The organism is Segatella salivae DSM 15606 (assembly GCF_000185845.1).
Taxonomy (GTDB): domain Bacteria; phylum Bacteroidota; class Bacteroidia; order Bacteroidales; family Bacteroidaceae; genus Prevotella; species Prevotella salivae.
Window position 1 is genome coordinate 1473205 of the sequence record NZ_GL629647.1, and the last position, 21535, is coordinate 1494739.

The following is a 21535-nucleotide window of genomic DNA, read 5'->3' on the forward strand; positions in this document are numbered from 1 at the left end:
ACGGCCCCAATCCAAATGTTTTTAAAGAAAAGTTTGAAAACTTGTGAAATTTTTCGCGTTGTTTGACAAAACAAGGCAAAAAGCATAACCAAATGCAAGACTTCAGGCGACAATTCCACACAAAGCACGCTGCAATATCAGGCAAAGAAAAACCCATAAAATAATCCTCGACAATAAAACGACGACGGCGGCGACCTTTTCTTTCTTTCTTTTCGTCGTTCTTGTTCTTTGTTCTTGTTCTTAGTTCTTAAGCAACTTAACTCCTTGATTATCAGCAATCCCATTTGTTAATTTATCTAAACCATTGAACACTCGCTGAGAAATGGGCGAAAATTGGAGTGAAAATGGGGAAAGATTTGAGGAAGATTACACCACGAAAAAGGTGGGATTAGGCTGCCAAATAATTTGGCCGATCCCCTCCCACCTTATTATATATAATGCAGATTCAGAGTTTACGACTTAAACACACTATCCAAAAATGTCTCCATCTCACCCGCTTTTGCAGCCGGAAGACTATCAGCGAAGCGCAAATGATGTTCATTTTCTGCAATATGAATCGTGTCATCGAAGCCCAGAATATAACGCAAAGCAATGCGATAGATACACTCCGTCGGTGCAAGTCCATAGACCTGATGCTTGAAAATATGGCGCAATCGCTCTTCATCATCAGGAAAAGCACGACGCATTCCCTCGCTATTATACAGGCGTTTCACGATTTCCGTAATGTATTGTCCCGATTTCATATACAAATCGGCAAACGTTTTATCAGGGTCATCAAAGCAACCGGGATTCTCTTCTTCCAGTAAATCCACCATCTTTCTTACCACTTTTTTCGGTGTAAAGATCTGATTTGTCTTCTGTGGAGGAATATAATTAAAGATATCTTCATCTGATGTAGCCTCAAAATAGTTTGCCAACCGCCGCCGAAGTTTCATAAACTCTTTCACCGAATCATTGAAAACCACCTCATCAAAGAATTGACTACTCACATGATCAATCAGCTGTTCTTCGGCACTCTTTCCTTGTTTTTCTTTCTTTTCACTATATTTTTCTATGCTATGGGCTATCAAGTCAGCGTCACCTCCGCCCGAAGCCGTATCAGCCGAAAGCCCATTGGCCATTTCTTCATAATTGGTCAGCGTGCGTGCCGGGTCAAAGTCAAAGATGTAGGCATTCTCTTTACGATGAAACTGCCCATCACTCCCTTTATATAAATAAGGTATTTGTGCACGAAAAGCAGCCTGCATATACTGCGCTGGGCTTTTCATGTTACTCAAAATCAGCACGCCTGTCCACTCCCGAACACTCACTCCGGTGGTGAGTTGACCAACAGATAGCGTTATCGTTCCTTGCGGATGTTCGGCTATAGCCTTACGAACACGACGCAAAGCTCCCTCATCTTCTATCACTTCATCATTGTCGGTCTTACCATCTCCGGCTGCAACCACAATCTCAAAGTCGGCAAATTTGGGATGACGTTGCATGTCTCTGAGTTTCTCTGCAAGTTTCTTTGCAGCATCAACACGATTCAACAACCAAAACGTGTGACGCAATTCATGACGCAATTCGGGCGTAGAAAAAGGATAACGTGGCTGCCGCGACAACGCATCCAACCATTTGTCAATGGCCTCATCGTGTACAAACTTGCCCCGATCAACACGAAAAAACTCATTCAAGTCAAAGGCATAGGCTTCTGTATCGCCTTCAATCTCAACACCTTCTCTCACCTTTGCCATGACAATATCACTCATTCGATAGGTAAACATGTTGAGTTTTGGCATCTCTTCATAAGGGTTTACCCCCTCATGTGCCTCGTCTATCACGAGCAAATCCCACTGAAGCTTAGCCACTTCGTGCAATTTACATCGCCATGTTCACCCGTAATGGCGGCTACAGTGATACTATCGTGCCACCTAAAGCCGTCACCCAACTCGGCATAACTATCCGTTGCCCAGAAGATATTCTGTTGTGTGGTGTGGTCTTTCAATAGTACTTCGAGCAGGCCTGGCGTCTCTTTAAGCACTCTATTCTCAAGAATATCTATTGGTTCTGACATGATTTAATCGGGTTAGTGAATGCAAAGTAACAAAAAAATAATGAACAAAAGGAATGAATCTCTAAGAAAAAGTGATTTGTTTATTGATTCTTTGGGTCACCAAGCTCCTTATTTGGTTTCATTTTCTCCCTGTCTGTTTCTTTCAAATAAGATTTCCATAGTCCATGCTTTATCTCAACACAACCGACAATCCGCTTACAATGCTCCCTCACCCCATGATGTCTTCAATAGAAAGAACTTAAAGATTACTAAACAAAGGACAAAAAATGGCATTACATTTGTAGGGAGACAAAGAAAGAAGTAAATTTGCAAAGTGCTGTAAGAGAATGTTATGCAATGGCGCACGACTTTCGATTTGCACCACAAACACAAACAAAATTATTATTAAACAAAGAGAATATGGATTTCAAAGAATTTAATGACAGAGTGCGAGACATAGAATATGGCAACTCTGAACCGTCTTATTCAGCAGCCTTTCCGGCACTGATTCGCAAAGTATATCTATGGATGACCTTCGCATTGGCTATCAGTGGCATCGTTGCTTACGGCGTAGCGACATCACCCAATCTATTGATGCTCATCTATTCTAACAAGCTTGTATTCTGGGGAATCATAGCCGTTAATTTCCTATTGGTATGGAAGATTAGTGGAAGTACAATGAAACCCAACCGCTCATTGGCTGCCACGACGTTGATGTTTGCCCTTTATTCGGTACTCACGGGTGCCATATTGTCGTTCATCTTCGTTGTTTATGCACCGACAGCCATCATCAAAACATTCTTTATTACGGCTGGAATGTTTGTATCAACTGCGGCTTATGGCTACTTCACAAAGAAGGACTTGTCTAACTGGGGCGGTTTCCTCACCATGGCTTTGCTTGGTCTTATCCTTGCACTTGTAGTCAATATGTTCCTAAAGAGCAGTTCATTAGACTATATTATCAGTATTGTGGGCGTGATTGTTTTCGTGGGACTGACCATCTGGGACAGCCAAACCATCAAACGCCAACTGGCAGAAATGCCCGACGTTAGCGAGGCCTCACAGAAGCTTGCCGTATGCGGTGCACTCAGCTTGTACTTGGATTTCATCAACTTGTTCCTCTACTTGCTGCGCATTTTCGGTCGCGACAGATAATCATTAATTATATTCGACATCGTAATGAAGAAAAGAAACTTGGTGGCAGCAGGTGTGCTGACCACCTCTCTCATGCTGAGTAGCTGTGGCATTACAGCCAATGGCTCGGGCAATAACAATGGAGGCAACATCTTAAGTGAAGTACTTGGCAACATGGGAAACGTCGGTACGGTGGGCAATGTGTTAGGCAGTGTGCTTGGTATTGACAAGCCTTCGGAACGCGATATCATTGGAAGCTGGCACTATAGTGAACCAGGTGTGGCCTTCACCAGTAAGAATGCCTTGGCCAAAGCAGGTGGCGAAGTCGCTGCAGCTCAGGCAAAAGCAAAGTTGGAAGAAAGCTATCGGTCGGTTGGTTTCAGGCGCGATAACACGCAACTAACGTTCAACAGCAACAAAACTTTCAATGCTCGACTGCTTGGAAAGACCTTTAATGGCACATGGACTTACGACAATAATGAGCAGAAAATCACACTAAAGACACTGCTCTTCACTATCCCCGTCTATGCAAAGCGCACCACTTCGGGAATGAGTTACCTCATGGAGTCCAAGAAACTATTAACCATTTTGCAGACGGTTTCAGCCCTCAGTGGCAACAACACCCTGCAAACGGTTGGCGATTTGAGCAAAAACTATGACGGAATACGCATGGGATTTGAAATGAAGAAATAAGCTTTTGTGCTTTCATCACGTGGACATCAGCCGATTGAAACGTGATAACAATCATAAACAGAAATGGAGAATATCAAAGACTTTGGCTGAGATATTCTCCATTTTGTTTTCAATCAGCGTTATAAATACCCTCTAACGCCCCAACTTCTCACCACGTTTTTCTCAAGAAAGAAGAAAGAAAAACAAGGTAACAAACTACTCTTTGTTATGGCTTTAGAAACTTATTGTCTTTGATAGTCACCCTACTACATCCTTCAAGAATCCTCCATTTATTCCCAACCCATGAGGAAGGCGCTTCAACTTTCACCTCATTTCCCTTGAAAATCAACTGCGATGTGCTCTTGGCATAAAGCAAAGGATTCCCCAAAGTGACGAAGAAGTTATTGATGATACGCACATTTTGATGCACAGGTCGACGTGCATCAACCTCTGTGTTCGATGGATTTAAGGCAATAACGGCATGTGAAGGACCACCATTATAGGCACAATCTATAAACTTGTTGTTCTCAATCAGCACATCCTTTACAGGCCCAGATTCATACCATCCGGCAGCATCGCCCTCTATAAGAATGGCACTCATGCCCGTATAACAATAGGTGTTGTCACGGATAATCACTCTCCGCGGTGTGGTAACAAGCGTGCCACGCGTGCTGGTTCGAGAGAAAAAACAATGCCGAATGTCTACTTCGGGCGTACAACTAAGGTTCTCTACGCAATCACTTTGCAAGCGAACATTGCTCGGAATGGGCCGCATGAACATCACTTCTACTATCCGTGGTGACTCCATTCGCACTGCTTTTATGGTGTTTTCTGCATAGCGTTGCATGGTAGAAGGACGCACAAAAGCCACTGTATCGCCAATAAAATAGGCATGAAAGCCATAGCTTTGAGGGTGCATGAAGCGTAATTTGAGCGTATAATCATCAACCTTTTCTACGGCTTGTAAATTGGTTCCATGCACATTAATGCAATCATCTTGCGCACCAAGAAACCTACAACTGTCAATCACAACCTTGCCACTACAACCCGAAAAATGCATAAAGTCGGCCGAAGATGCCAATATTCGTGTGCTGTTTTCACGCGGTTCACATCTCACCCGAAGCATCTTGATGTTTCGACAATACTGACTCACAATGCCTAATCCGTGCATATAGTGCACGCCTACATTGTAAAACGTGATATTTTGGCTTTCAAACAAGAACATTCCCACCTGATCTCGGATGATATCGCGCACCGTAATGGTATGGTTTTCCTTAAAATCCTTCGCCAAATCTGTTGCAAAATGTACTACATTTGGTGCCACTTCAACCGCCTTAGCCTGTGAGAGAACGTCCCAACCACGGCTATAATAAAAGTGCTTATTAGTGGGATCATACTCTATGCAATGGGCTTTGTTCGTCCGCCAACCCTCTCCTATCCACATCATCTTCCCTTCGACAATCGCAAATTTGGAGTCGGGATGCACACGAGCCGTTACTCCATGCGCATCAACTTTAAGGTAAGTGAGTTCCGAACCGCCAGGTCTTTCAAAGTCAAAATGAATATTTTGCAGCCTCATCCCCTTGCAATGGGCAAAAGAAAGCATCGTCATCTTGCCATGAAACATCAGCGTTGCGTCATTTCCTTCAATGGTTAGGCCGCTCATCTCTTCGAACAACAGACCTATTGTCTTTACTTTTGAGGGACATTCTGTTTCAGACGAGGTGTTGGAAATATAGTATTCACGCCGCGAAGCATCGGTAGGCCACAGGTCATAACGCCCAGATTGAAACACAACAACCTTGCTTTTCCAACGCTTGCAATCGGCAATCAGGGTCTGCAAACGAGCCGTTTGGTCTTCGTAAGTGTTGGGATGCACCCCATAGTCGGCCACAAACAGCGTATCATGGAGGGCTGCTTGTGCAGACAACGTGACAAAAAACAAGCATACATTCAGCAACAACCGCAATTTATTTTCTTTCATCATTTGTGAATTGTCATATCTACATGTAAGGTGCATCGCTCCAAAAAACGCGATGATATTTGGCAAAGGTAAACATTATCTCTGATAACTCACCCCCTTTAATAAGATATATTCCACGAAAAACAAATCTCCTGCGGTGAAGAACATCCGCCGAATGACCCCCCAACAGCCATTAACCCACTTTTCCATTGCCCATCCATCTGATTGAAAGGCACTTAACTCGGGAACACAATTTGGCTGAGATGACGTGATAAAAGCACGCAGATGGTGGCACCATCTGAGTCAAATGGCCCAACAATTTGACGCTGTTTGCAAAATCGGTGGCAAAGGAAGAGGAAATGCCCTGTGAATAGGCATTGGCAGAAAGGAGGCGGGACGCTGCACAACGGGACATGAAGAGTGGAACGACTGCATTGTCAAGAAGAATTAAAACGAAATGGTTTTACAAATAAATCTATTCTTTTGAGGATAGAACAAGACCGAGCGTTTGCGTTTGTTTGCATGGATATAGCATTAGAAAGAACAAATATGTTGGCTCAATACAAGTGAGATGAGCTTCCAATTTATCATCATGCGCATGCCAATAAGCATTCAACAAGGGATAAAAGCATGATTTATTGAACGTTATTTTCTATGAAAAAGGCAGATTATTTGTATTTTTATTTGGTTAGACTGCTGTTTATTCGTACCTTTGCAGACCTAAAACGAATAAACATACAAACTGATGAAAGTAAAGACAAACCGATTAGAAACGTTGAAACTCCTTATCTCCAGCGGTGAATATGGTAGCCAAGAAGAAGTACTTGTAGCACTAAAGAAAGAAGGATTCACGTTGACTCAGGCCACACTTAGTCGTGACTTGAAGCAGCTGAAAGTAGCAAAAGCCGCAAGTATGAACGGCAAATATGTTTACGTTTTGCCTAATGAAACCATGTATAAACGCATTCATAAGCCACTTTCTGCGGCTGAAATGATGATGACACCAGGCTTTATTTCCATTAACTTTTCAGGCAATATAGCTGTCATTAAGACGCGACCGGGGTATGCAAGTAGCATCGCTTATAACATTGATACCAGCGAAATGCCCGAAATATTGGGTACAATTGCGGGCGATGACACGATTATTGTTGTGATCAAAGAAGGCGTAAGTCATGAAGAAGTGACTGAAAGTTTGAGTCAACTGATGCCGGGATTCTAAAGCATTACGCTCAATGTTTCGTGTCTTATCTATGATTTTGGAGTGTAAGAAATAAGGATTTTAGCATCAATTCTTATAGAAGAAGAAAATAATTTGAGTTATTTTTTGCCCCAACTGCAACTTTTCCATCATCAAAATGCGTCTAACGCATGAATGACAAATAAAGCAACAAAACATAAAAGGAAAGAATATGGAAGATAAAAAGAAATTAATGCGCTCCTCATCTGACAAATGGCTTGCAGGAGTTTTAGGTGGAATAGCCAATTATTTGGGTTGGGATCCAGCCTTGCTACGCCTCTGTTATCTGCTATTGACCCTTTGCAGTGTGGGCTTCCCCGGTGTTATTGCATATATCATTCTATGGATGTGTATGCCCCAAGACATCAACACGCAACCATAGAACAGGGAAACGAGAACGTCGTTACAAACAAAGCATAAGATGCTGCACAAACCATTAGGGTGTGTGCAGCATTTTTTGGTTTATTAATGTTATATTGAAATTAAAAGCAAACCAAAAGTAACTATTCGACAACTTTTTGTATCTTTGGCAATGAAATAAAACAAAAAAGATTGAAAATGGAAGAATCTATCAAACAAATTGGCGAGCGCTTGCGTGGCCTTCGCGATGTACTTGACATCCCGGCAGAGGAAGTTGCTGAGCTTTGTGGCATCACTTTAGAGCACTATCTCAAGATAGAAGCTGGAGAAGCAGACCCTTCTGTATATCGACTTTCTAAGATTTCAAAACGCTATGGCATTTCACTTGACGTGTTGCTTTTTGGAGAAGAGCCGCGCATGAGTAGCTATTATCTCACCCGAGACGGGCAAGGTCAGGAGATAGACCGTGGAGATAAGTATCAATATCAAACGTTGGCAGGAGGTTTTAGAGGTCGGAAAATGGATCCATTCCTTGTAGTTGTCGACCCGCTTCCAGCCGGAAAACGATATAGTAAGAATACACATGACGGACAAGTTGTTGACTATATTCTTGAAGGAACATTGGAATTGACGATTGAAGACAAAGTATTGGTGTTGGAAAAAGGCGATTGTGTCTATTTCGATGCAACCCTTCCACACTGCATGAACGCACTAAACGGAGAACCAGCTAAGTTTTTATGTGTCGTAAACTAAACGAAAGACTATGATAGAACGTTTTTTAACGCAAACAAAATTCACTTCAGAAGATGACTATGCAAAGCATCTTCATTTCATTGTTCCAGAGAATTTTAACTTCGCCTACGATGTAATGGATGCGTGGGCAGAAGAAAAGCCTGATAAGGTTGCCTTGCTTTGGACGAGTGAAAGAGGCGAAGAGGTGAGCACAACTTATAGAGAGTTTAAGGAACAAACAGACAGAACGGCCGCCTATTTCATGCAATTGGGCATCAAACATGGCGACAAAGTGATGCTTATTCTCAAGCGACATTATCAGTGGTGGCTATCAATGATGGCGCTATGTAAAGTCGGAGCGATAGCTATTCCGGCTACACACATGCTGACAGTACACGACATTGTATATCGCAATCAGAGTGCAAGTGTGAAGTATATCATTTGTGCTAACGATGAATATATCACCGAACAAATCGCTAAAGCCATGCCCGATAGCCCAACAGTAAAGGCATTAGTGGCAGTAAATGCACTCTCAGAACTTGACAAGCCCATACCAGAAGGTTTCCACGATTGGCGCAAAGAGTGGGCTGAAGCACCAGCCTTTGTGCGACCAGACAACGTGAATACCAACGAAGATACCATGTTAATGTACTTCACAAGCGGTACAAGTGGTGAACCAAAGATGGTGGCTCATGACTTCCTTTATGCCTTGGGACATCTCACAACGGGTGTATATTGGCACAATCTCCATGCAAACAGTCTGCATCTTACCGTGGCAGATACGGGTTGGGGCAAAGCCGTTTGGGGCAAACTCTATGGACAATGGTTTGCAGGTGCAACCGTATTTGTATATGATCACGAGAAGTTTACGGCCGAAAAGATTATGCGACAGATGGAGAAATACCACATTACATCGTTCTGTGCGCCTCCAACCATCTATCGTTTTATGATTCGTGAGGACTTCTCTAAATATGATTTGAGCAGTCTTGAATGGTGTACCACAGCCGGAGAAGCCATGAATCCTTCAGTAGCGAATAGGTTTAAAGAGCTTACAGGCGTTACAATCTACGAAGGATTTGGCCAGACAGAGACCACAATGACACTTGGAACCTTCCCATGGGTGAAGCCAAAACCGGGCTCAATGGGTAAGCCAAACCCTCAATACGACGTTCAGTTGCTACGCCAAGATGGTACAGAATGTGAGGACGGAGAAAAGGGAGAGATTTGTATTCGCATAGGAGATAAGAAACCCTTAGGCTTGTTCAAAGGCTATTATCGCGATGAAGAACGAACAAAGGAGACTTGGCACGATGGCATATATCACACTGGTGACATGGCATGGCGCGACGAAGAAGGGTATTATTGGTTTGTAGGAAGGACGGATGATGTTATCAAAAGCTCAGGCTATCGCATTGGTCCGTTTGAAGTAGAGAATGCCCTGATGACCCATCCAGCCGTTGTTGAGTGCGCCATTACAGGCGTTCCCGACCCAATTCGAGGGATGATTGTCAAGGCAACTGTAGTACTTGCGCCGGAATATAAAACCAAAGCAGGCGATGAACTGATTAAAGAGTTGCAGAATCATGTAAAGCATGAGACGGCGCCTTATAAGTATCCACGTCTCATTGAGTTTGTAAATGAACTGCCAAAGACTATTTCCGGTAAGATAAGACGAGTGGAAATACGAGAAAAAGACAATCAAAAGAAGTCTTGATGAAACAGAAAATGTGGAACGAAAGCTTACGCTTTGCTCCACATTTTTTATTGTATCTTCTCTTCATCGGACGATAATGAGAAGCTTATTTCTTAAAGGTTTTAAAGATAACTCCTTTATAACTATTGATGCGGAGATTGATTAAGCAACCTGAAGGCAGTCGAGTGAGCGGCACACTAATATACCCTCGGCTCGAATAATATTGCGGAACACCTCCTTGATCGTGGTAGAGTGTGAGGTCAATACGGCGTAACTTACCCCCAACAACAAGGCTATCGGTGGCTATTAAGCCCAAAGTTTGTCCCTTCATCTCACTGGTTTGCTCGCCCGTTAATACCGAAAAACCAATATTCAGATAGCGATTATTCCTGCTTATCCAGGCACTTTCAAACGTAATGGGGTCGACATGGAGACTACGAAACCAAGCCGTTGGATGCCAATCCACCACAGGAACAGCCACCAATCGAAGGCCTTCTGTCGATGAATCCACCACCTTATTATAATAGAGTAAGCCTCTCACCTTCGCATTGGCTTGCTTTATCCACGACACTTTCAATCGAGGCACGAGCAGAAGTGAATCACCTTCATCCGTAACGGCACTATAAACAGCGTTGTCAGATGCCGTATAAGCCTCGACGAAGTCAGCCTGAACATAAGAGTCTTTGCCATCGCCGACCTCATATCCCCCATGAGAACATGCACTCGCCACAAACAATATGACGAGTGCAATACTTAAAATTGTCCAACGATAACCATGCACCATGCCTATCTTATTTTAGGAATGGCAGATGATTCAGAAACGATTTAAACTTACGATTGCCGTTAGTTGCAGACAGATAGTTCTTTGCTGGGTAAGCATATTGACTCAACAAGCAAGCCCGAAGATAACGTTCGTCCTTGTTCTCTATATCAATCTTCTCCAACTGTCCCATCATATAATCTTCGAAATCGTTTCGTTCTGCGTCGGTATAATGGTCAGAATACATTCTCGTATCCTGTATCATGTCGAGTGCAATGTAGTTACATGGGTAGAGACGATAGTTCCGATGGATCTCTAAATCGATATGCGTTGCAATCTCATCAAATAGTTTATTCTTCGGCTGTTCTTGGTCAATACCTTGTAACCAGTCGTCAATACATGGCGCACATTTATAGTGAATGTGACCTTTAAAGCCTTTAATGCCGGTCAACATGCTTTCAATATCATCCTCAGCTGTCTTCTTCCAGAACGGTACATCGCGTCTTAACTGGTACTCACGAGCCTTTAAGTAGTCACATGGATCGTATTCATAAGAGATTGAAAGTGGAACAATATGCAACTGCGTTAGACGCTCAACGATAGATCCTTCGCCTCCCATGGCCATCATCTTCAATATTGCTGGCTGTGTAAGGTCATTCGAGTTTTTAGCCCGTCCCTGTCGTTGTGCTATCCAAACATTCTCTCTTTTCACGTTAACGGCAAAGTGAATATACTCTGACATGCGCTTACTAGCCTTCAACATCTCTACCGAATGGAGAGCTCGTTCGACTGTAAACGACTTGTTTACACGCACGAGATCTTTCACCCAAGGCAGGGTCAACAGGTTATCTCCTATGGCAATTTCGCACGTAGTATCAAAGCCAACATCGATTAAAAGCTTATCAAGAAAAGCCGAATCAAGCACAATGTCGCGATGATTGCTTACGAAAGTATATCGATTTTTGATGTTAATGTTATAAGCATCCATATCACATCCCAAGCTCTCCTTTACGATTAGTTGCTGTAAGAAGGGATAACAGAAAGCCTTTTGAAACTCGATATTCGTCTTACATGCACGCATCTTGGCAGCTATATCGTCAAGAGCAACACCGGGATATAAGTAAGCCAAGACCTTTTGGAATTGGGAATCACTCAATAATCTGTCGAAAACCTCGGGCAGTTCCTCGGGTTCAAACGGTCTGATACAATCAAACTCAGCTGGAATTTTCATATCATGTGGTTTTAAAATTAATTTTCATTGTATTACAATAGGGCTGAACTTGCTCCATGAGCAATAATAAGTTCGATGCCCAACTCTTCTATTTCGCGCACCAATTGAGCCGAAATATGACTGTCAGTGATAATCATGTCGATGTCATCCATACTACAAATGCGCGCGAACCCACGTCTTCCAAACTTACTTGAGTCTGCAAGAACAATGGTTTTCTGTGCAGTTCGAATCATCGACCGATTGAGTTCAGCCTCATTCATGTCGGTTGTTGAGATGCCAAAGTCAAGGTCTATGCCATCAACGCCTAAGTAAAGCTTACTAAACGAGCATCCATTGAGAATCATATCTGCATATTGTCCCACAACCGAAAGACTGCTGTGGCGCACCACTCCGCCCAATTGGATAATGTCAACATTGTCATTTTGCGCCAACAACTCAGTGGCTTGCAGTGATGCCGAGACCACCGTTAGCTTATCTGTCGTATGCAGATTGCGTGCCAAAGCATGAATAGTAGTCCCCGAAGCCAACAGAATAGAGTCATTAGAAGACACTAGTTTGGCCGCTTCTAAACCTATTTGTTGCTTCTCTTCAGCGTTAAGACCCTCCTTTTCGTTAACCGATCGGTTATTGGCAAAGGGATTTATGAGGATAGCCTTCCCATGACTGCGGTACAATTTGCCTGCACGCTCCAGCTCTGTAAGGTCTTTACGAATCGTTACTGAAGACACATCAAGTCGCTCTGCCAGTTCAGAAACAAGCAGAGAACCCTGCTTCAGCAGCTCCTCTAATATAAAAGTATGGCGTTCTAACTTAGTCATTGGTTAGGAATTTAATGAGACTATCCGTTTAAAGTAACTACACAAAGATAGGTCTTTTATTCTACATTCGCCAAGAAAAGCCTCTGTTTTAAATAATTATTAACAACACATACGCGCGCGAACAAATTAAACAACGAGCCACATCGCTTAATATGACAAACTCAATCGCCTAACATTCAGAACCTTTTCCATTCGAATGCGGTTAAAGAATAACATTAAACCCGACAACAACAGCCTTAAATACATCTATTTTCTTGTAAAGATGATTCATCATTTTTTAACAGTTCATCATATCATCAAATAGAAGAAACCCGATGCTTCATAGCCGTCAAAACGGCGAAAAGCAATGAAAAAACATAAGCTCCCATTCCAAAATCATTAAGAAATGGAGCAAATCACACTGCTAAATCCCTCATTTCACGACACTTTTTCACTCATATCATCTCACGTTTTGACGCAAAACGCCATCATTTTTCATGTTATTTCACGCTTCTTTTTACTATCAAACTTGAAATGCTTTGATGCTCAGCAGATTATCAAATGCCTAAAAACAGCCTTTATTTTCCAACAAACATTCACGCCAACAAAAACTTCTCGTTTTATAAAGTCTTTTGTAAAATTTCCTCTTTTTTATTCCTTTTTAATGCCTCTACAGCAACTTCATTCCAAGAAATACCACAAAAAATTAACCTAAACATCGCTGAAAAGCGCCACATAACAGCCTCTTCCTACCATAGAACACTACATCCCAGCAGGTAAACTCCTTACCATGAGCCCCTAAAATGGGACAAAATTCACGCCGAATGTTTCAAAACGAAAGCGTCAAAGTACAGACACCACTCTTCCATCTCATTCACTTTCGTTTCAAAATCAAAACAATCCTCCTTCCAATTCGCCTTTAGCCGTCACACCTATCCTGTTTAACAGCCCTACAAGTATACCCACAAGAGAACGAATAAAAACGGCTTTTGTTTCAAAATAAAAGTTAAAATCAAAACAAATCTCCCTATAAATTTTGAATTATCAGAAATAAAATCTACTTTTGTTGCGTAATGAAACCATAATAATATCATTCAAAACATCTAATGGTTCAACATTCATTGTTATAACACCATTAACGACAAAGCAGCAATTTGAAATCTAAAGTAATGAATAAAAATCAGCGTACAACTTATGACATCATCGTGATTGGTGGAGGAATCACGGGAGCCGGCATCGCGAGAGACTGCGCATTGCGTGGCCTAAAGGTGCTACTGGTTGAGAAATTCGACATGACCAACGGCGCAACTGGGCGTAATCACGGCCTACTTCATAGTGGAGCACGCTATGCAGTGACCGATAACGAGTCGGCAACAGAGTGTATTCAAGAGAACATGATTCTCAGAAAGATTGCTCGCCACTGTGTAGAAGAGACCGATGGACTATTCATTACGCTGCCCGAAGACGACCTTTCCTATCAGAAAACATTTGTAACGGCCTGCCAAAATGCAGGTATCCGCGCCGATATCATAGCCCCTGAGGAGGCCATTCGATTGGAACCGTCAGTAAACCCGACCCTCATTGGTGCGGTTCGCGTGCCTGATGCCTCAATCGATCCCTTCAGACTGACCACTGCCAACGTGCTTGATGCGCGCTTGCATGGGGCAGAAATATTGACCTATCACGAGGTTACATCGTTTATTATCAATCAAACGCGCATGGAAGGTGTCGTGATGCGCGACAATCTTACAGGCGAAACACGCGAAGCTTACGCAAAGATTATCGTCAATGCAGCAGGCATTTGGGGCCACCTTGTAGCCGAAAAAGCCGGAGTTTCGATTAATATGTTCCCCGCAAAAGGTTCATTATTGATCTTCGGTCATCGTGTAAACCAGATGGTAATCAATAGATGTCGCAAGCCAGCCAATGCCGATATACTCGTTCCCGACGATGCCGTTTGTGTGATAGGAACAACAAGTGACCGCGTGGGTTACGACGAAATAGACCACCTTAAGGTTACAAACGAAGAAGTAGATATATTGATTCGCGAAGGCGAAAAACTGGCTCCGGCACTTGCTTCGACACGAATCTTGCGCGCTTATGCCGGTGTTCGTCCACTCGTTGCAGCCGACAATGACCCTTCTGGGCGTAGTATCAGCCGCGGAATTGTGTTGCTCGACCACGAGAAACGTGACGGATTATCGGGCTTTATCACGATAACGGGTGGTAAGATGATGACTTATCGCTTGATGGCCGAACTTGCAACAGACCTCGTTTGCAGCAAATTGGGCATCGACAAGCCATGTATGACTGCCAAGATTCCATTGCCTGGTTCAGAAGAACCCATGGAAAAGAAAGGTCTTTCAACCGAACGCCTTGCCGAAGAAGGCCGTCATGGCACACGAACCTCTTTCATTCCAGCGAACAACAGCTTAGAAAAAGCGATGGTTTGTGAGTGTGAAGAGGTTAGCATTGGTGAGATGAAATACGCTGTTGAGAAGCTACATGTGAAGCAACTCATTAATATGCGTCGCCGCACTCGTGTCAGTATGGGCACTTGTCAAGGTACACTTTGTGCGTGTAGAGCAGCATGTGTGCTCTCAGAACTCACGAAAACAGACGCCAAGAAGAGTCAATCCGACTTAGCATCTGTAATGAACGAGCGCTGGAAAGGTATGCGACCAGTGGCTTGGGGAGATACTTTGAAGGAGTCACAACTCATGTCTATGGTCTACGAAGGACTCTGTGGACTGAACGAACGCACTGAAAACAGAAAGGAGATTGCACAATGAGATTTGATACTATTATAATAGGTGGCGGACTGAGTGGAATGACTTGTGCCGCAATGTTAGCCAAAGGCGGCCACAAGGTGGGTTTAGTGACCACCGGAAAGAGTACGCTTCAATTCAATTCTGGGTCATTTGACTTGATGGGATACGTCGAAGGACAAGCTGTTGAGCATCCTTTGGAGGCATTAAAGCAGTTGCCTGAGGGACACCCCTATCACAAAATAGGCGGTGACAAGTTAGGTTCCTATATAGAAGAAGCCAAGAAACTGCTCGAAGAAGCAGGCTTAACATTCAAAGGAACTGCTGAGAAAAACCATTTCAGACTATCTCCTATCGGTGTTTTAAAACCTACTTGGTTGACCCTTGACACGCTGTTTACGGTTGAAAATGCCGAAGAACTGAAAGGGGAAAAACTGCTTTTAGCCAATATAGAAGGCTTTCTTGACTGGCCAATGCCTTATCTTTCAGACAGTCTTTTGACGTTGGGTGCTGAGGTAAGAAGCGTCACTTTTACGACTGATATCCTTGAGTTTGCGCGGACAAGTACAACAGAAATGCGTGCAACAAACATCGCAAAGTATCTTCAAAAGCCTGAACGCGTAAAGGAAATTGCCCAGAAACTCAATGCCATTGCAGAAGATTGCGACTGCATTTTGATGCCAGCGGTGCTGGGATTACACAATGAAAAAGAACTTCGTTTGTTGCAGAATGAAGTGCAAAAGCCTATTCAATTTGTAGCAACGATGCCTCCCTCAGTGCCTGGCAACTATATACAAAACCGCCTGACCGACTTACTTCATCAGTTAGGTGTAGTGATATTCAACAGTGATACCGTTGAAAGTGGGCAACTCAAAGATAATCGTCTTGTAGCCGTTACTACGGAGAAATTGGAGGAAACCCTACTTGAGGCCGACCAATTTGTGCTTGCTACAGGCTCATTTATTAGCGGAGGACTCGTTTCAAACTATGAAACCATTTATGAACCGATATTGAATTGTGACATAAACACACTTCAACAACGTGATCAATGGACGTCAGAATATCTCTTCGATGAACATGCTTATATGGGTTTTGGCATACAAACTGATGACAAATTCCATGTGACAAAAGAAGGCAAAACAATAGAAAACGTCTTCGCAGTAGGTTCAGTTTTAAGTGGAAACAACAGCATTCGACAGGCCAATGGCACAGGAGTTTCAATGCTTACGGCTATCAATGTAGCCCACAATATCCTAAATATTAAAGATCATGCAAGCTAAAATACAATTACGAAATATAAGTAGTCACGAGCTGGAACAGTGCATGAAATGTTCCATTTGCACAGTATATTGCCCTGTATCGGCTGTCGAACCACAGTATCCCGGACCTAAACATGCGGGCCCAGATCTTATGCGTTATCGCATGAAAGATGAGCATTTCTTCAATGATAACTTGAAGATGTGCCTCAATTGTAAGCGTTGTGAGGTCGCATGTCCTAATGGAGTGAAGATTGGAGACATTATACAAGAGGCGCGAATTAAATACAGTTCACACGGTCCTTCGCTACGAGATCGCATGTTAGCCAATACAGATTTCGTCGGAACGATGGCCACATTAGCTGCTCCTTTGGTAAATTTCTCATTGGGATTAAAGCCAGCTAAGGCTGTATTACATACGGTGATGGGCATTGATAAGCATCGCACCTTCCCGTCATATAGTTCACAGAAGTTTGAAACTTGGTTCAAAAAGGAAGCTGCTGAAAAGCAAAAGAACTTCTCTAAATTCGTTAGTTACTTCCACGGATGTTACGTAAACTACAACTTTCCCCAATTAGGTAAGGACTTAGTCAAGATACTTAATGCCGCAGGATATGGCGTTCATCTGCTTGAAAAGGAGCAATGTTGCGGCGTAGCCCTTATCGCTAACGGCCTATCGGGACAGGCAAAGCGACAAGGAGAGGTTAATATGAAGTCGATGAGACAGGCTATTCAAAACAAGGATGAAGCCATTGTTACGACCAGTTCGACTTGTACGTTCACCATGAGAGATGAATATAAGCACCTGCTTGAAATCAAAAACGAAGACGTTAGAAGTAGTTTGATGTTGGCAACACGCTTCCTTTATAATCTCATTCATGAGAAAAAGATTCGTCTTGTCTTTAGAAACGATTTCCAAAGAAAGGTTGCTTACCACACAGCATGCCACATGGAGCGCATGGGATGGGTCGTATATAGCACCGAACTGATGCGAATGATTCCGGGACTTGACTTAATTATGCTTGAAAGTCAATGTTGTGGAATTGCCGGAACGTATGGTTTCAAGAAGGAAAACTACGAGCGTTCTCAAAAGATTGGAGAGTCTTTGTTCGACCATATCAATGAAATTGACCCCGATTGTGTGTCTACTGACTGCGAGACTTGCAAGTGGCAGATAGAAATGTCGACCCGATATAAGGTCATAAATCCTATTTCTCTCATTGCCGAAGCACTCGATGTAGAAGCTACAAAACAGCTCAATGCCTGAAAACTACGGCCTTTTGAAGTTCCTTACGCCGTCAATCACCCTCACAAAGGCATAAGTGTGGCAACCTCATCAGGAAGCCGTTGCCTACGAATTTATATCTCGTTGAATTTCAACGGCTTACATCATACATTTCAACTTGCATCAAATGACGCTGTGATTTGCGTCAAATGACGGGGTAAAATGCATCAAATCAGAAGCTCAAATGCGTCAAATCAGGAAACTACTGAATTTGAGTTTATACCTCATTGATTATCAAACAATTAGAAACAAGCATACAGTTATCATGAAGAATAACGTATTCTGCGAATTAAAATGAGGTGACAAGCTGTAGAACTTGCCACCTCATTTCTTTTGACAACCTGCATCTGAGCAGTGAATATGCTTAAAATTGGTTCTCAACGATATCGCTTAGCACGTCTTTAATATCAAGACCTGCGGCGCGAACCTGCTGAGGAATAAAGCTCGTTACGGTCATTCCTGGTGTCGTATTGATTTCAAGCATGTTGACAACATCGTTCCCTTCGGCATCCTTTGAAATGATATAGTCAATGCGAATGATGCCATTGGCGTGCAGAATATCATAGATACGGCTGGTTTCGGCAGCCACTTTATCGGCTGTTTCCTTACTAAGTCGAGCCGGAGTAATCTCTTGTACCTGACCATTATACTTGGCATCATAGTCGAAGAACTCATTCTTTGTCACGACTTCTGTAGCTGGGAACACCACCATTTTCTCTCTTGTTTTATAGATTCCCTGTGAGATTTCAACGCCATTCAAGAACCCTTCAATCATGACTTCATCGCTTTCCATGAATGCTTTGCGCAATGCAGGCGCGAGCTGGTCGGCATTTTTCACCTTTGAAACACCAAAACTACTTCCGTCGGCAGCAGGTTTCACAAAGCAAGGCATACCGAAACGTGCTTCAATCTTAGCCTCATCATACTCTTCACCACGGCGAAGCAGCATACTATCTGCCACGCGCACGCCAAAGCCGCGAAGGTAGTTGTTGAGCACATACTTATCAAAGGTCATGGCTTCTACAAGAACTCCGCTTGTAGAATAAGGCAGATGAATGAGATCAAAATAGCCCTGCATCACACCATTCTCACCGGGTTGGCCATGGATTGTAATGTAGGCATAATCAAAAAAGACTGATTTTCCATCGAGTTTAAACGAGAAATCATTCTTATCAATGGCTACAGTTGCACCGCTGTCAAGGTGTACATGCCAGTCGGTTCCTTTCACATCAACGATAAAAACGTTATATTTCTGCTTGTCGAAAAAGGAATAAAGTCCTTGTGCTGAACGCAAAGAAACGTCGTGTTCAGATGAATCGCCACCGCAAACGATGGCTATGTTTCTCTTTGAACTATCCATAATTATATTGATTTACTTATTATTCTACAAATGTATTCTGTGTTGTTCCGTGAATATATCCACGCCATTTCTCAATGAGTTGGCGGAAATCATCGGGCCATTCGGAATCGAAGTCCATCTGAACTCCTGTTATGGGGTGGATGAATCCTAAGGTTTTAGCGTGCAAAGCCTGTCGCGGACAGCACTTGAAGCAATTATTTATAAACGCCTTATACGTGCTACTGCGTTGTCCTCTCAGTACTTCTTCACCACCATATGTGGCATCTGCGAAGAGCGGATGACCGATATGTTTCATATGAACGCGTATCTGATGCGTGCGACCTGTTTCAAGTATGCACTCAACGAGCGTCGTATAACCATATCGTTCGATAACGCGGTAATGGGTAACCGCATTCTTTCCGATGCCGCTTTCAGGCGAAAACACCTTCATTCTCAGTCGATTCTTGGGGTCACGGGCAACATTTCCCTCAATGGTTCCTTCGTCTTCAACAAGGTTTCCCCATACCAAGGCGTTGTAACTGCGGTGCGTTGTCTTATTAAAAAATTGTTTTCCGAGTACCGTTTTGGCTTCGGGTGTCTTCGCAACCACAAGGAGTCCACTCGTGTCTTTATCGATTCTATGAACCAATCCTACTTCAGGGTCGTTGGCATCAAAGCCTTTCAGGTCTTTCAAATGCCACGCAACAGCATTGATAAGCGTACCCGTGAAGTTGCCAGCACCAGGGTGTACCACCATGCCTGCAGGCTTATTGACAACCATCAACACGTCGTCTTCATAGACAATATCAAGCGGAATGTCTTCTGCAATGATACTCGTGTCGTGCTTAGGTCGGTCAAGCATGAGTGTGATAACATCGCCCGGACGAACTTTATAGTTGCTTTTCACAGGCTGGTTATTAACGCGTATACAGCCCGAATCAGCCGCTTGTTGAATACGATTGCGGCTTTGATAAGGATTCTTTTCGGCTAAGAACTTATCAATACGCACGGGAGTTTGTCCCTTATCGACCTCAATCTTCCAATGTTCAAAGAGCTGTTGCTCTTCGTTCTCAAGGTCTTCAATATCGTAAATCAAGTCTTCTGCCATATCTTTTCAAGCTGTCTATGGTGTTTATTCACTCTGGCTATGCCCTTTTGTGGGTTCATTGCTTTCGGTTTCAGGCACAACTTCGAACTCATCTACATCGCCATTATCCTCTGTTTTGCTGTTAACCTCAGGATCAACATAGTCGACAGAGTCGTCGGCACTACGCATTCCGTTGCCCACTTGGATAATCAATGTGTCATCAATGGATACTTTGTCGCCCGTAACAACATGCCTCCCATTAACAAGAATGCCATAAACCCAATCCTTTTCTCCAGGAATATACTGCGGCGTTCCAAGCTTAAAGCCCATTGCAGTGAGCTTAGCCATGGCCTCACGTAACGAGCAATTATCAATTACATCGGGTAGAGTTATCTTGGGAGAATGCGTAGAATTGATTGTCAAATAAATGATATGACCAGACTTAACACACTCTCCTGGCGCAGGAGATTGCTCCAAAACACAATCTGCTGGAAGCCCTTTGACGTAACCAGTATCAACAACTTGCACCTCAAGTCCAAGCGTTTCAAGAATATGTTGGGCATCAACAAGCTGCTTATGCTTTAGATTTGGAATCGCAATTGATTCCCCATGATGCGTATAAAGGTCAAGTCCGAACTTCACACTAAGGCAAAGTAAGGCCACAACGGCACCCATAGCAATAAGGTTTTTCCATAGATACCAGTCCTTAAACTTACTGACGAATTCCGACGACTTCATCTTTATTACATTATAAACTTATACTGCAAAGGTAAGATAATCCCACTGAAAAACAAAATAAAAAACAACAAAAAGCAGCAAGGAAAGCTTCTCCTTGCTGCTTTTTGTCGTCCTCTTTATATCCTAATATGGATTATTTTCCGTGGTTTTCATCAGATACTGTCAACTTCTTTCGACCGTGAGCGCGACGCGAAGCGAGTACACGACGACCATTCTTTGTTGCCATTCTTTCACGGAAACCGTGCTTGTTTACACGACGACGGTTGTGAGGCTGAAATGTTCTTTTCATCTTTTTACGTATTTATTTTTGTTATTGATTCGCTGATAATGTAGCAGATGAGACCCTAAGTTGAATCATATAATCTCTCCACTTTGGGCTGCAAAATTACTCATAATTTTCGAAATACCAAAGAATTAAATAAATTTTCAGCAATGATTTGATGTTTTT

At 43.0% G+C, this 21535-nt stretch carries 19 protein-coding genes; 9 read left to right on the top strand and 10 right to left on the bottom strand.

The window, feature by feature from the left end; all coding sequences use genetic code 11:
* Window positions 1-452 precede the first annotated feature (452 nt).
* Both HMPREF9420_RS06130 and HMPREF9420_RS14185 read right to left on the bottom strand, forming a co-directional pair.
* Window positions 453-1850: a DEAD/DEAH box helicase gene (locus HMPREF9420_RS06130; RefSeq protein ID WP_007134633.1), complete on the bottom strand. Its 1398-nt coding sequence runs from the start codon at window positions 1848-1850 to the stop codon at window positions 453-455.
* Window positions 1820-2056 (bottom strand): hypothetical protein, encoded by a 237-nt coding sequence (locus HMPREF9420_RS14185; protein WP_007134634.1) that lies wholly within the window; start codon window positions 2054-2056, stop codon window positions 1820-1822. The genes HMPREF9420_RS06130 and HMPREF9420_RS14185 overlap by 31 nt, the downstream gene beginning before the upstream one ends.
* A gap of 399 nt (window positions 2057-2455) precedes the next feature.
* On the opposite strand from HMPREF9420_RS14185, the gene HMPREF9420_RS06140 reads away from it, so the two are divergent.
* Window positions 2456-3190 (top strand): Bax inhibitor-1/YccA family protein, encoded by a 735-nt coding sequence (locus HMPREF9420_RS06140; protein WP_044079127.1) that lies wholly within the window; start codon window positions 2456-2458, stop codon window positions 3188-3190.
* A 24-nt stretch (window positions 3191-3214) separates the two neighbouring features.
* Window positions 3215-3862: a DUF4923 family protein gene (locus tag HMPREF9420_RS06145; RefSeq protein WP_007134637.1), complete on the top strand. Its 648-nt coding sequence runs from the start codon at window positions 3215-3217 to the stop codon at window positions 3860-3862.
* Between the two features lie 205 nt (window positions 3863-4067).
* Here the strand turns inward: HMPREF9420_RS06145 and HMPREF9420_RS06150 are convergent, their stop codons facing one another.
* Window positions 4068-5828 carry an alpha-1,3-galactosidase-related protein gene (locus HMPREF9420_RS06150; RefSeq protein ID WP_007134638.1) on the bottom strand — a complete coding sequence of 587 codons (1761 nt, stop codon included), beginning with the start codon at window positions 5826-5828 and terminating at the stop codon, window positions 4068-4070.
* Between the two features lie 721 nt (window positions 5829-6549).
* Here HMPREF9420_RS06150 and HMPREF9420_RS06155 point away from each other — a divergent pair.
* The 4 genes from HMPREF9420_RS06155 (at window position 6550) to HMPREF9420_RS06170 (ending at window position 9847) form a co-directional block, all read left to right on the top strand.
* The gene (locus HMPREF9420_RS06155; RefSeq protein WP_007134640.1) at window positions 6550-7023 is read left to right on the top strand and encodes an arginine repressor; all 474 of its coding nucleotides are present in this window, start codon (window positions 6550-6552) and stop codon (window positions 7021-7023) included.
* Between the two features lie 190 nt (window positions 7024-7213).
* Entirely contained in the window at window positions 7214-7423 is a 210-nt protein-coding gene (locus tag HMPREF9420_RS06160) for a PspC domain-containing protein (protein ID WP_007134641.1), read from the top strand.
* A gap of 176 nt (window positions 7424-7599) precedes the next feature.
* Window positions 7600-8154, top strand: coding sequence for a helix-turn-helix domain-containing protein (locus HMPREF9420_RS06165; protein ID WP_007134642.1), 555 nt, complete (start codon window positions 7600-7602; stop codon window positions 8152-8154).
* Between the two features lie 10 nt (window positions 8155-8164).
* Window positions 8165-9847: an AMP-binding protein gene (locus tag HMPREF9420_RS06170; RefSeq protein ID WP_007134643.1), complete on the top strand. Its 1683-nt coding sequence runs from the start codon at window positions 8165-8167 to the stop codon at window positions 9845-9847.
* 85 nt (window positions 9848-9932) lie between these two features.
* On the opposite strand, the gene HMPREF9420_RS06175 is transcribed toward HMPREF9420_RS06170, so the two are convergent.
* From HMPREF9420_RS06175 to HMPREF9420_RS06185, 3 genes are read right to left on the bottom strand one after another with little or no spacing between them, the layout of a single operon-like run.
* On the bottom strand, window positions 9933-10610 hold the full coding sequence (locus HMPREF9420_RS06175; RefSeq protein ID WP_007134644.1) for a NigD1/NigD2 family lipoprotein: 678 nt from the start codon (window positions 10608-10610) through the stop codon (window positions 9933-9935).
* A gap of 7 nt (window positions 10611-10617) precedes the next feature.
* Entirely contained in the window at window positions 10618-11817 is a 1200-nt protein-coding gene (locus HMPREF9420_RS06180; protein ID WP_007134645.1) for a 1-acyl-sn-glycerol-3-phosphate acyltransferase, read from the bottom strand.
* Between the two features lie 32 nt (window positions 11818-11849).
* Complete coding sequence (locus HMPREF9420_RS06185; RefSeq protein ID WP_007134646.1) at window positions 11850-12635, bottom strand: DeoR/GlpR family DNA-binding transcription regulator; 786 nt, start codon at window positions 12633-12635, stop codon at window positions 11850-11852.
* 1148 nt (window positions 12636-13783) lie between these two features.
* Between HMPREF9420_RS06185 and glpA the strand changes: the two genes are divergently transcribed.
* From glpA to glpC, 3 genes are read left to right on the top strand one after another with little or no spacing between them, the layout of a single operon-like run.
* The gene (gene glpA, locus HMPREF9420_RS06190; RefSeq protein ID WP_044078803.1) at window positions 13784-15406 is read left to right on the top strand and encodes an anaerobic glycerol-3-phosphate dehydrogenase subunit A; all 1623 of its coding nucleotides are present in this window, start codon (window positions 13784-13786) and stop codon (window positions 15404-15406) included.
* Window positions 15403-16662 (top strand): glycerol-3-phosphate dehydrogenase subunit GlpB, encoded by a 1260-nt coding sequence (gene glpB / locus HMPREF9420_RS06195; RefSeq protein ID WP_007134648.1) that lies wholly within the window; start codon window positions 15403-15405, stop codon window positions 16660-16662. Before glpA ends, glpB begins: the two co-directional genes overlap by 4 nt.
* Entirely contained in the window at window positions 16652-17905 is a 1254-nt protein-coding gene (gene glpC, locus HMPREF9420_RS06200) for an anaerobic glycerol-3-phosphate dehydrogenase subunit GlpC (RefSeq protein ID WP_007134649.1), read from the top strand. Before glpB ends, glpC begins: the two co-directional genes overlap by 11 nt.
* A 382-nt stretch (window positions 17906-18287) precedes the next feature.
* Here glpC and HMPREF9420_RS06205 read toward each other — a convergent pair whose 3' ends face one another.
* From HMPREF9420_RS06205 to rpmH, 4 genes are all read right to left on the bottom strand, one after another.
* Window positions 18288-19283: a D-alanine--D-alanine ligase gene (locus HMPREF9420_RS06205; protein WP_007134650.1), complete on the bottom strand. Its 996-nt coding sequence runs from the start codon at window positions 19281-19283 to the stop codon at window positions 18288-18290.
* A 19-nt stretch (window positions 19284-19302) separates the two neighbouring features.
* Window positions 19303-20370: an RluA family pseudouridine synthase gene (locus HMPREF9420_RS06210; RefSeq protein WP_007134651.1), complete on the bottom strand. Its 1068-nt coding sequence runs from the start codon at window positions 20368-20370 to the stop codon at window positions 19303-19305.
* Window positions 20371-20394: 24 nt separating this feature from the next.
* Window positions 20395-21087 (bottom strand): PASTA domain-containing protein, encoded by a 693-nt coding sequence (locus HMPREF9420_RS06215; RefSeq protein WP_007134652.1) that lies wholly within the window; start codon window positions 21085-21087, stop codon window positions 20395-20397.
* Between the two features lie 133 nt (window positions 21088-21220).
* A complete protein-coding gene (gene rpmH, locus HMPREF9420_RS13150; RefSeq protein WP_004378018.1) occupies window positions 21221-21376 on the bottom strand; it encodes a 50S ribosomal protein L34 in 156 nt (51 codons plus the stop codon).
* Between the last annotated feature and the right edge of the window lie 159 nt (window positions 21377-21535).

Coding starts and splice junctions, on each gene's coding strand:
- HMPREF9420_RS14185 (WP_007134634.1), bottom strand. CDS start 2,056: ATGTCAGAACCAATAGATATTCTTGAGAATAGAGTGCTTAAAGAGACG.
- HMPREF9420_RS06140 (WP_044079127.1), top strand. CDS start 2,456: ATGGATTTCAAAGAATTTAATGACAGAGTGCGAGACATAGAATATGGC.
- HMPREF9420_RS06145 (WP_007134637.1), top strand. CDS start 3,215: ATGAAGAAAAGAAACTTGGTGGCAGCAGGTGTGCTGACCACCTCTCTC.
- HMPREF9420_RS06150 (WP_007134638.1), bottom strand. CDS start 5,828: ATGATGAAAGAAAATAAATTGCGGTTGTTGCTGAATGTATGCTTGTTT.
- HMPREF9420_RS06155 (WP_007134640.1), top strand. CDS start 6,550: ATGAAAGTAAAGACAAACCGATTAGAAACGTTGAAACTCCTTATCTCC.
- HMPREF9420_RS06160 (WP_007134641.1), top strand. CDS start 7,214: ATGGAAGATAAAAAGAAATTAATGCGCTCCTCATCTGACAAATGGCTT.
- HMPREF9420_RS06165 (WP_007134642.1), top strand. CDS start 7,600: ATGGAAGAATCTATCAAACAAATTGGCGAGCGCTTGCGTGGCCTTCGC.
- HMPREF9420_RS06170 (WP_007134643.1), top strand. CDS start 8,165: ATGATAGAACGTTTTTTAACGCAAACAAAATTCACTTCAGAAGATGAC.
- HMPREF9420_RS06175 (WP_007134644.1), bottom strand. CDS start 10,610: ATGGTGCATGGTTATCGTTGGACAATTTTAAGTATTGCACTCGTCATA.
- HMPREF9420_RS06180 (WP_007134645.1), bottom strand. CDS start 11,817: ATGAAAATTCCAGCTGAGTTTGATTGTATCAGACCGTTTGAACCCGAG.
- HMPREF9420_RS06185 (WP_007134646.1), bottom strand. CDS start 12,635: ATGACTAAGTTAGAACGCCATACTTTTATATTAGAGGAGCTGCTGAAG.
- glpA (WP_044078803.1), top strand. CDS start 13,784: ATGAATAAAAATCAGCGTACAACTTATGACATCATCGTGATTGGTGGA.
- glpB (WP_007134648.1), top strand. CDS start 15,403: ATGAGATTTGATACTATTATAATAGGTGGCGGACTGAGTGGAATGACT.
- glpC (WP_007134649.1), top strand. CDS start 16,652: ATGCAAGCTAAAATACAATTACGAAATATAAGTAGTCACGAGCTGGAA.
- HMPREF9420_RS06205 (WP_007134650.1), bottom strand. CDS start 19,283: ATGGATAGTTCAAAGAGAAACATAGCCATCGTTTGCGGTGGCGATTCA.
- HMPREF9420_RS06210 (WP_007134651.1), bottom strand. CDS start 20,370: ATGGCAGAAGACTTGATTTACGATATTGAAGACCTTGAGAACGAAGAG.
- HMPREF9420_RS06215 (WP_007134652.1), bottom strand. CDS start 21,087: ATGAAGTCGTCGGAATTCGTCAGTAAGTTTAAGGACTGGTATCTATGG.
- rpmH (WP_004378018.1), bottom strand. CDS start 21,376: ATGAAAAGAACATTTCAGCCTCACAACCGTCGTCGTGTAAACAAGCAC.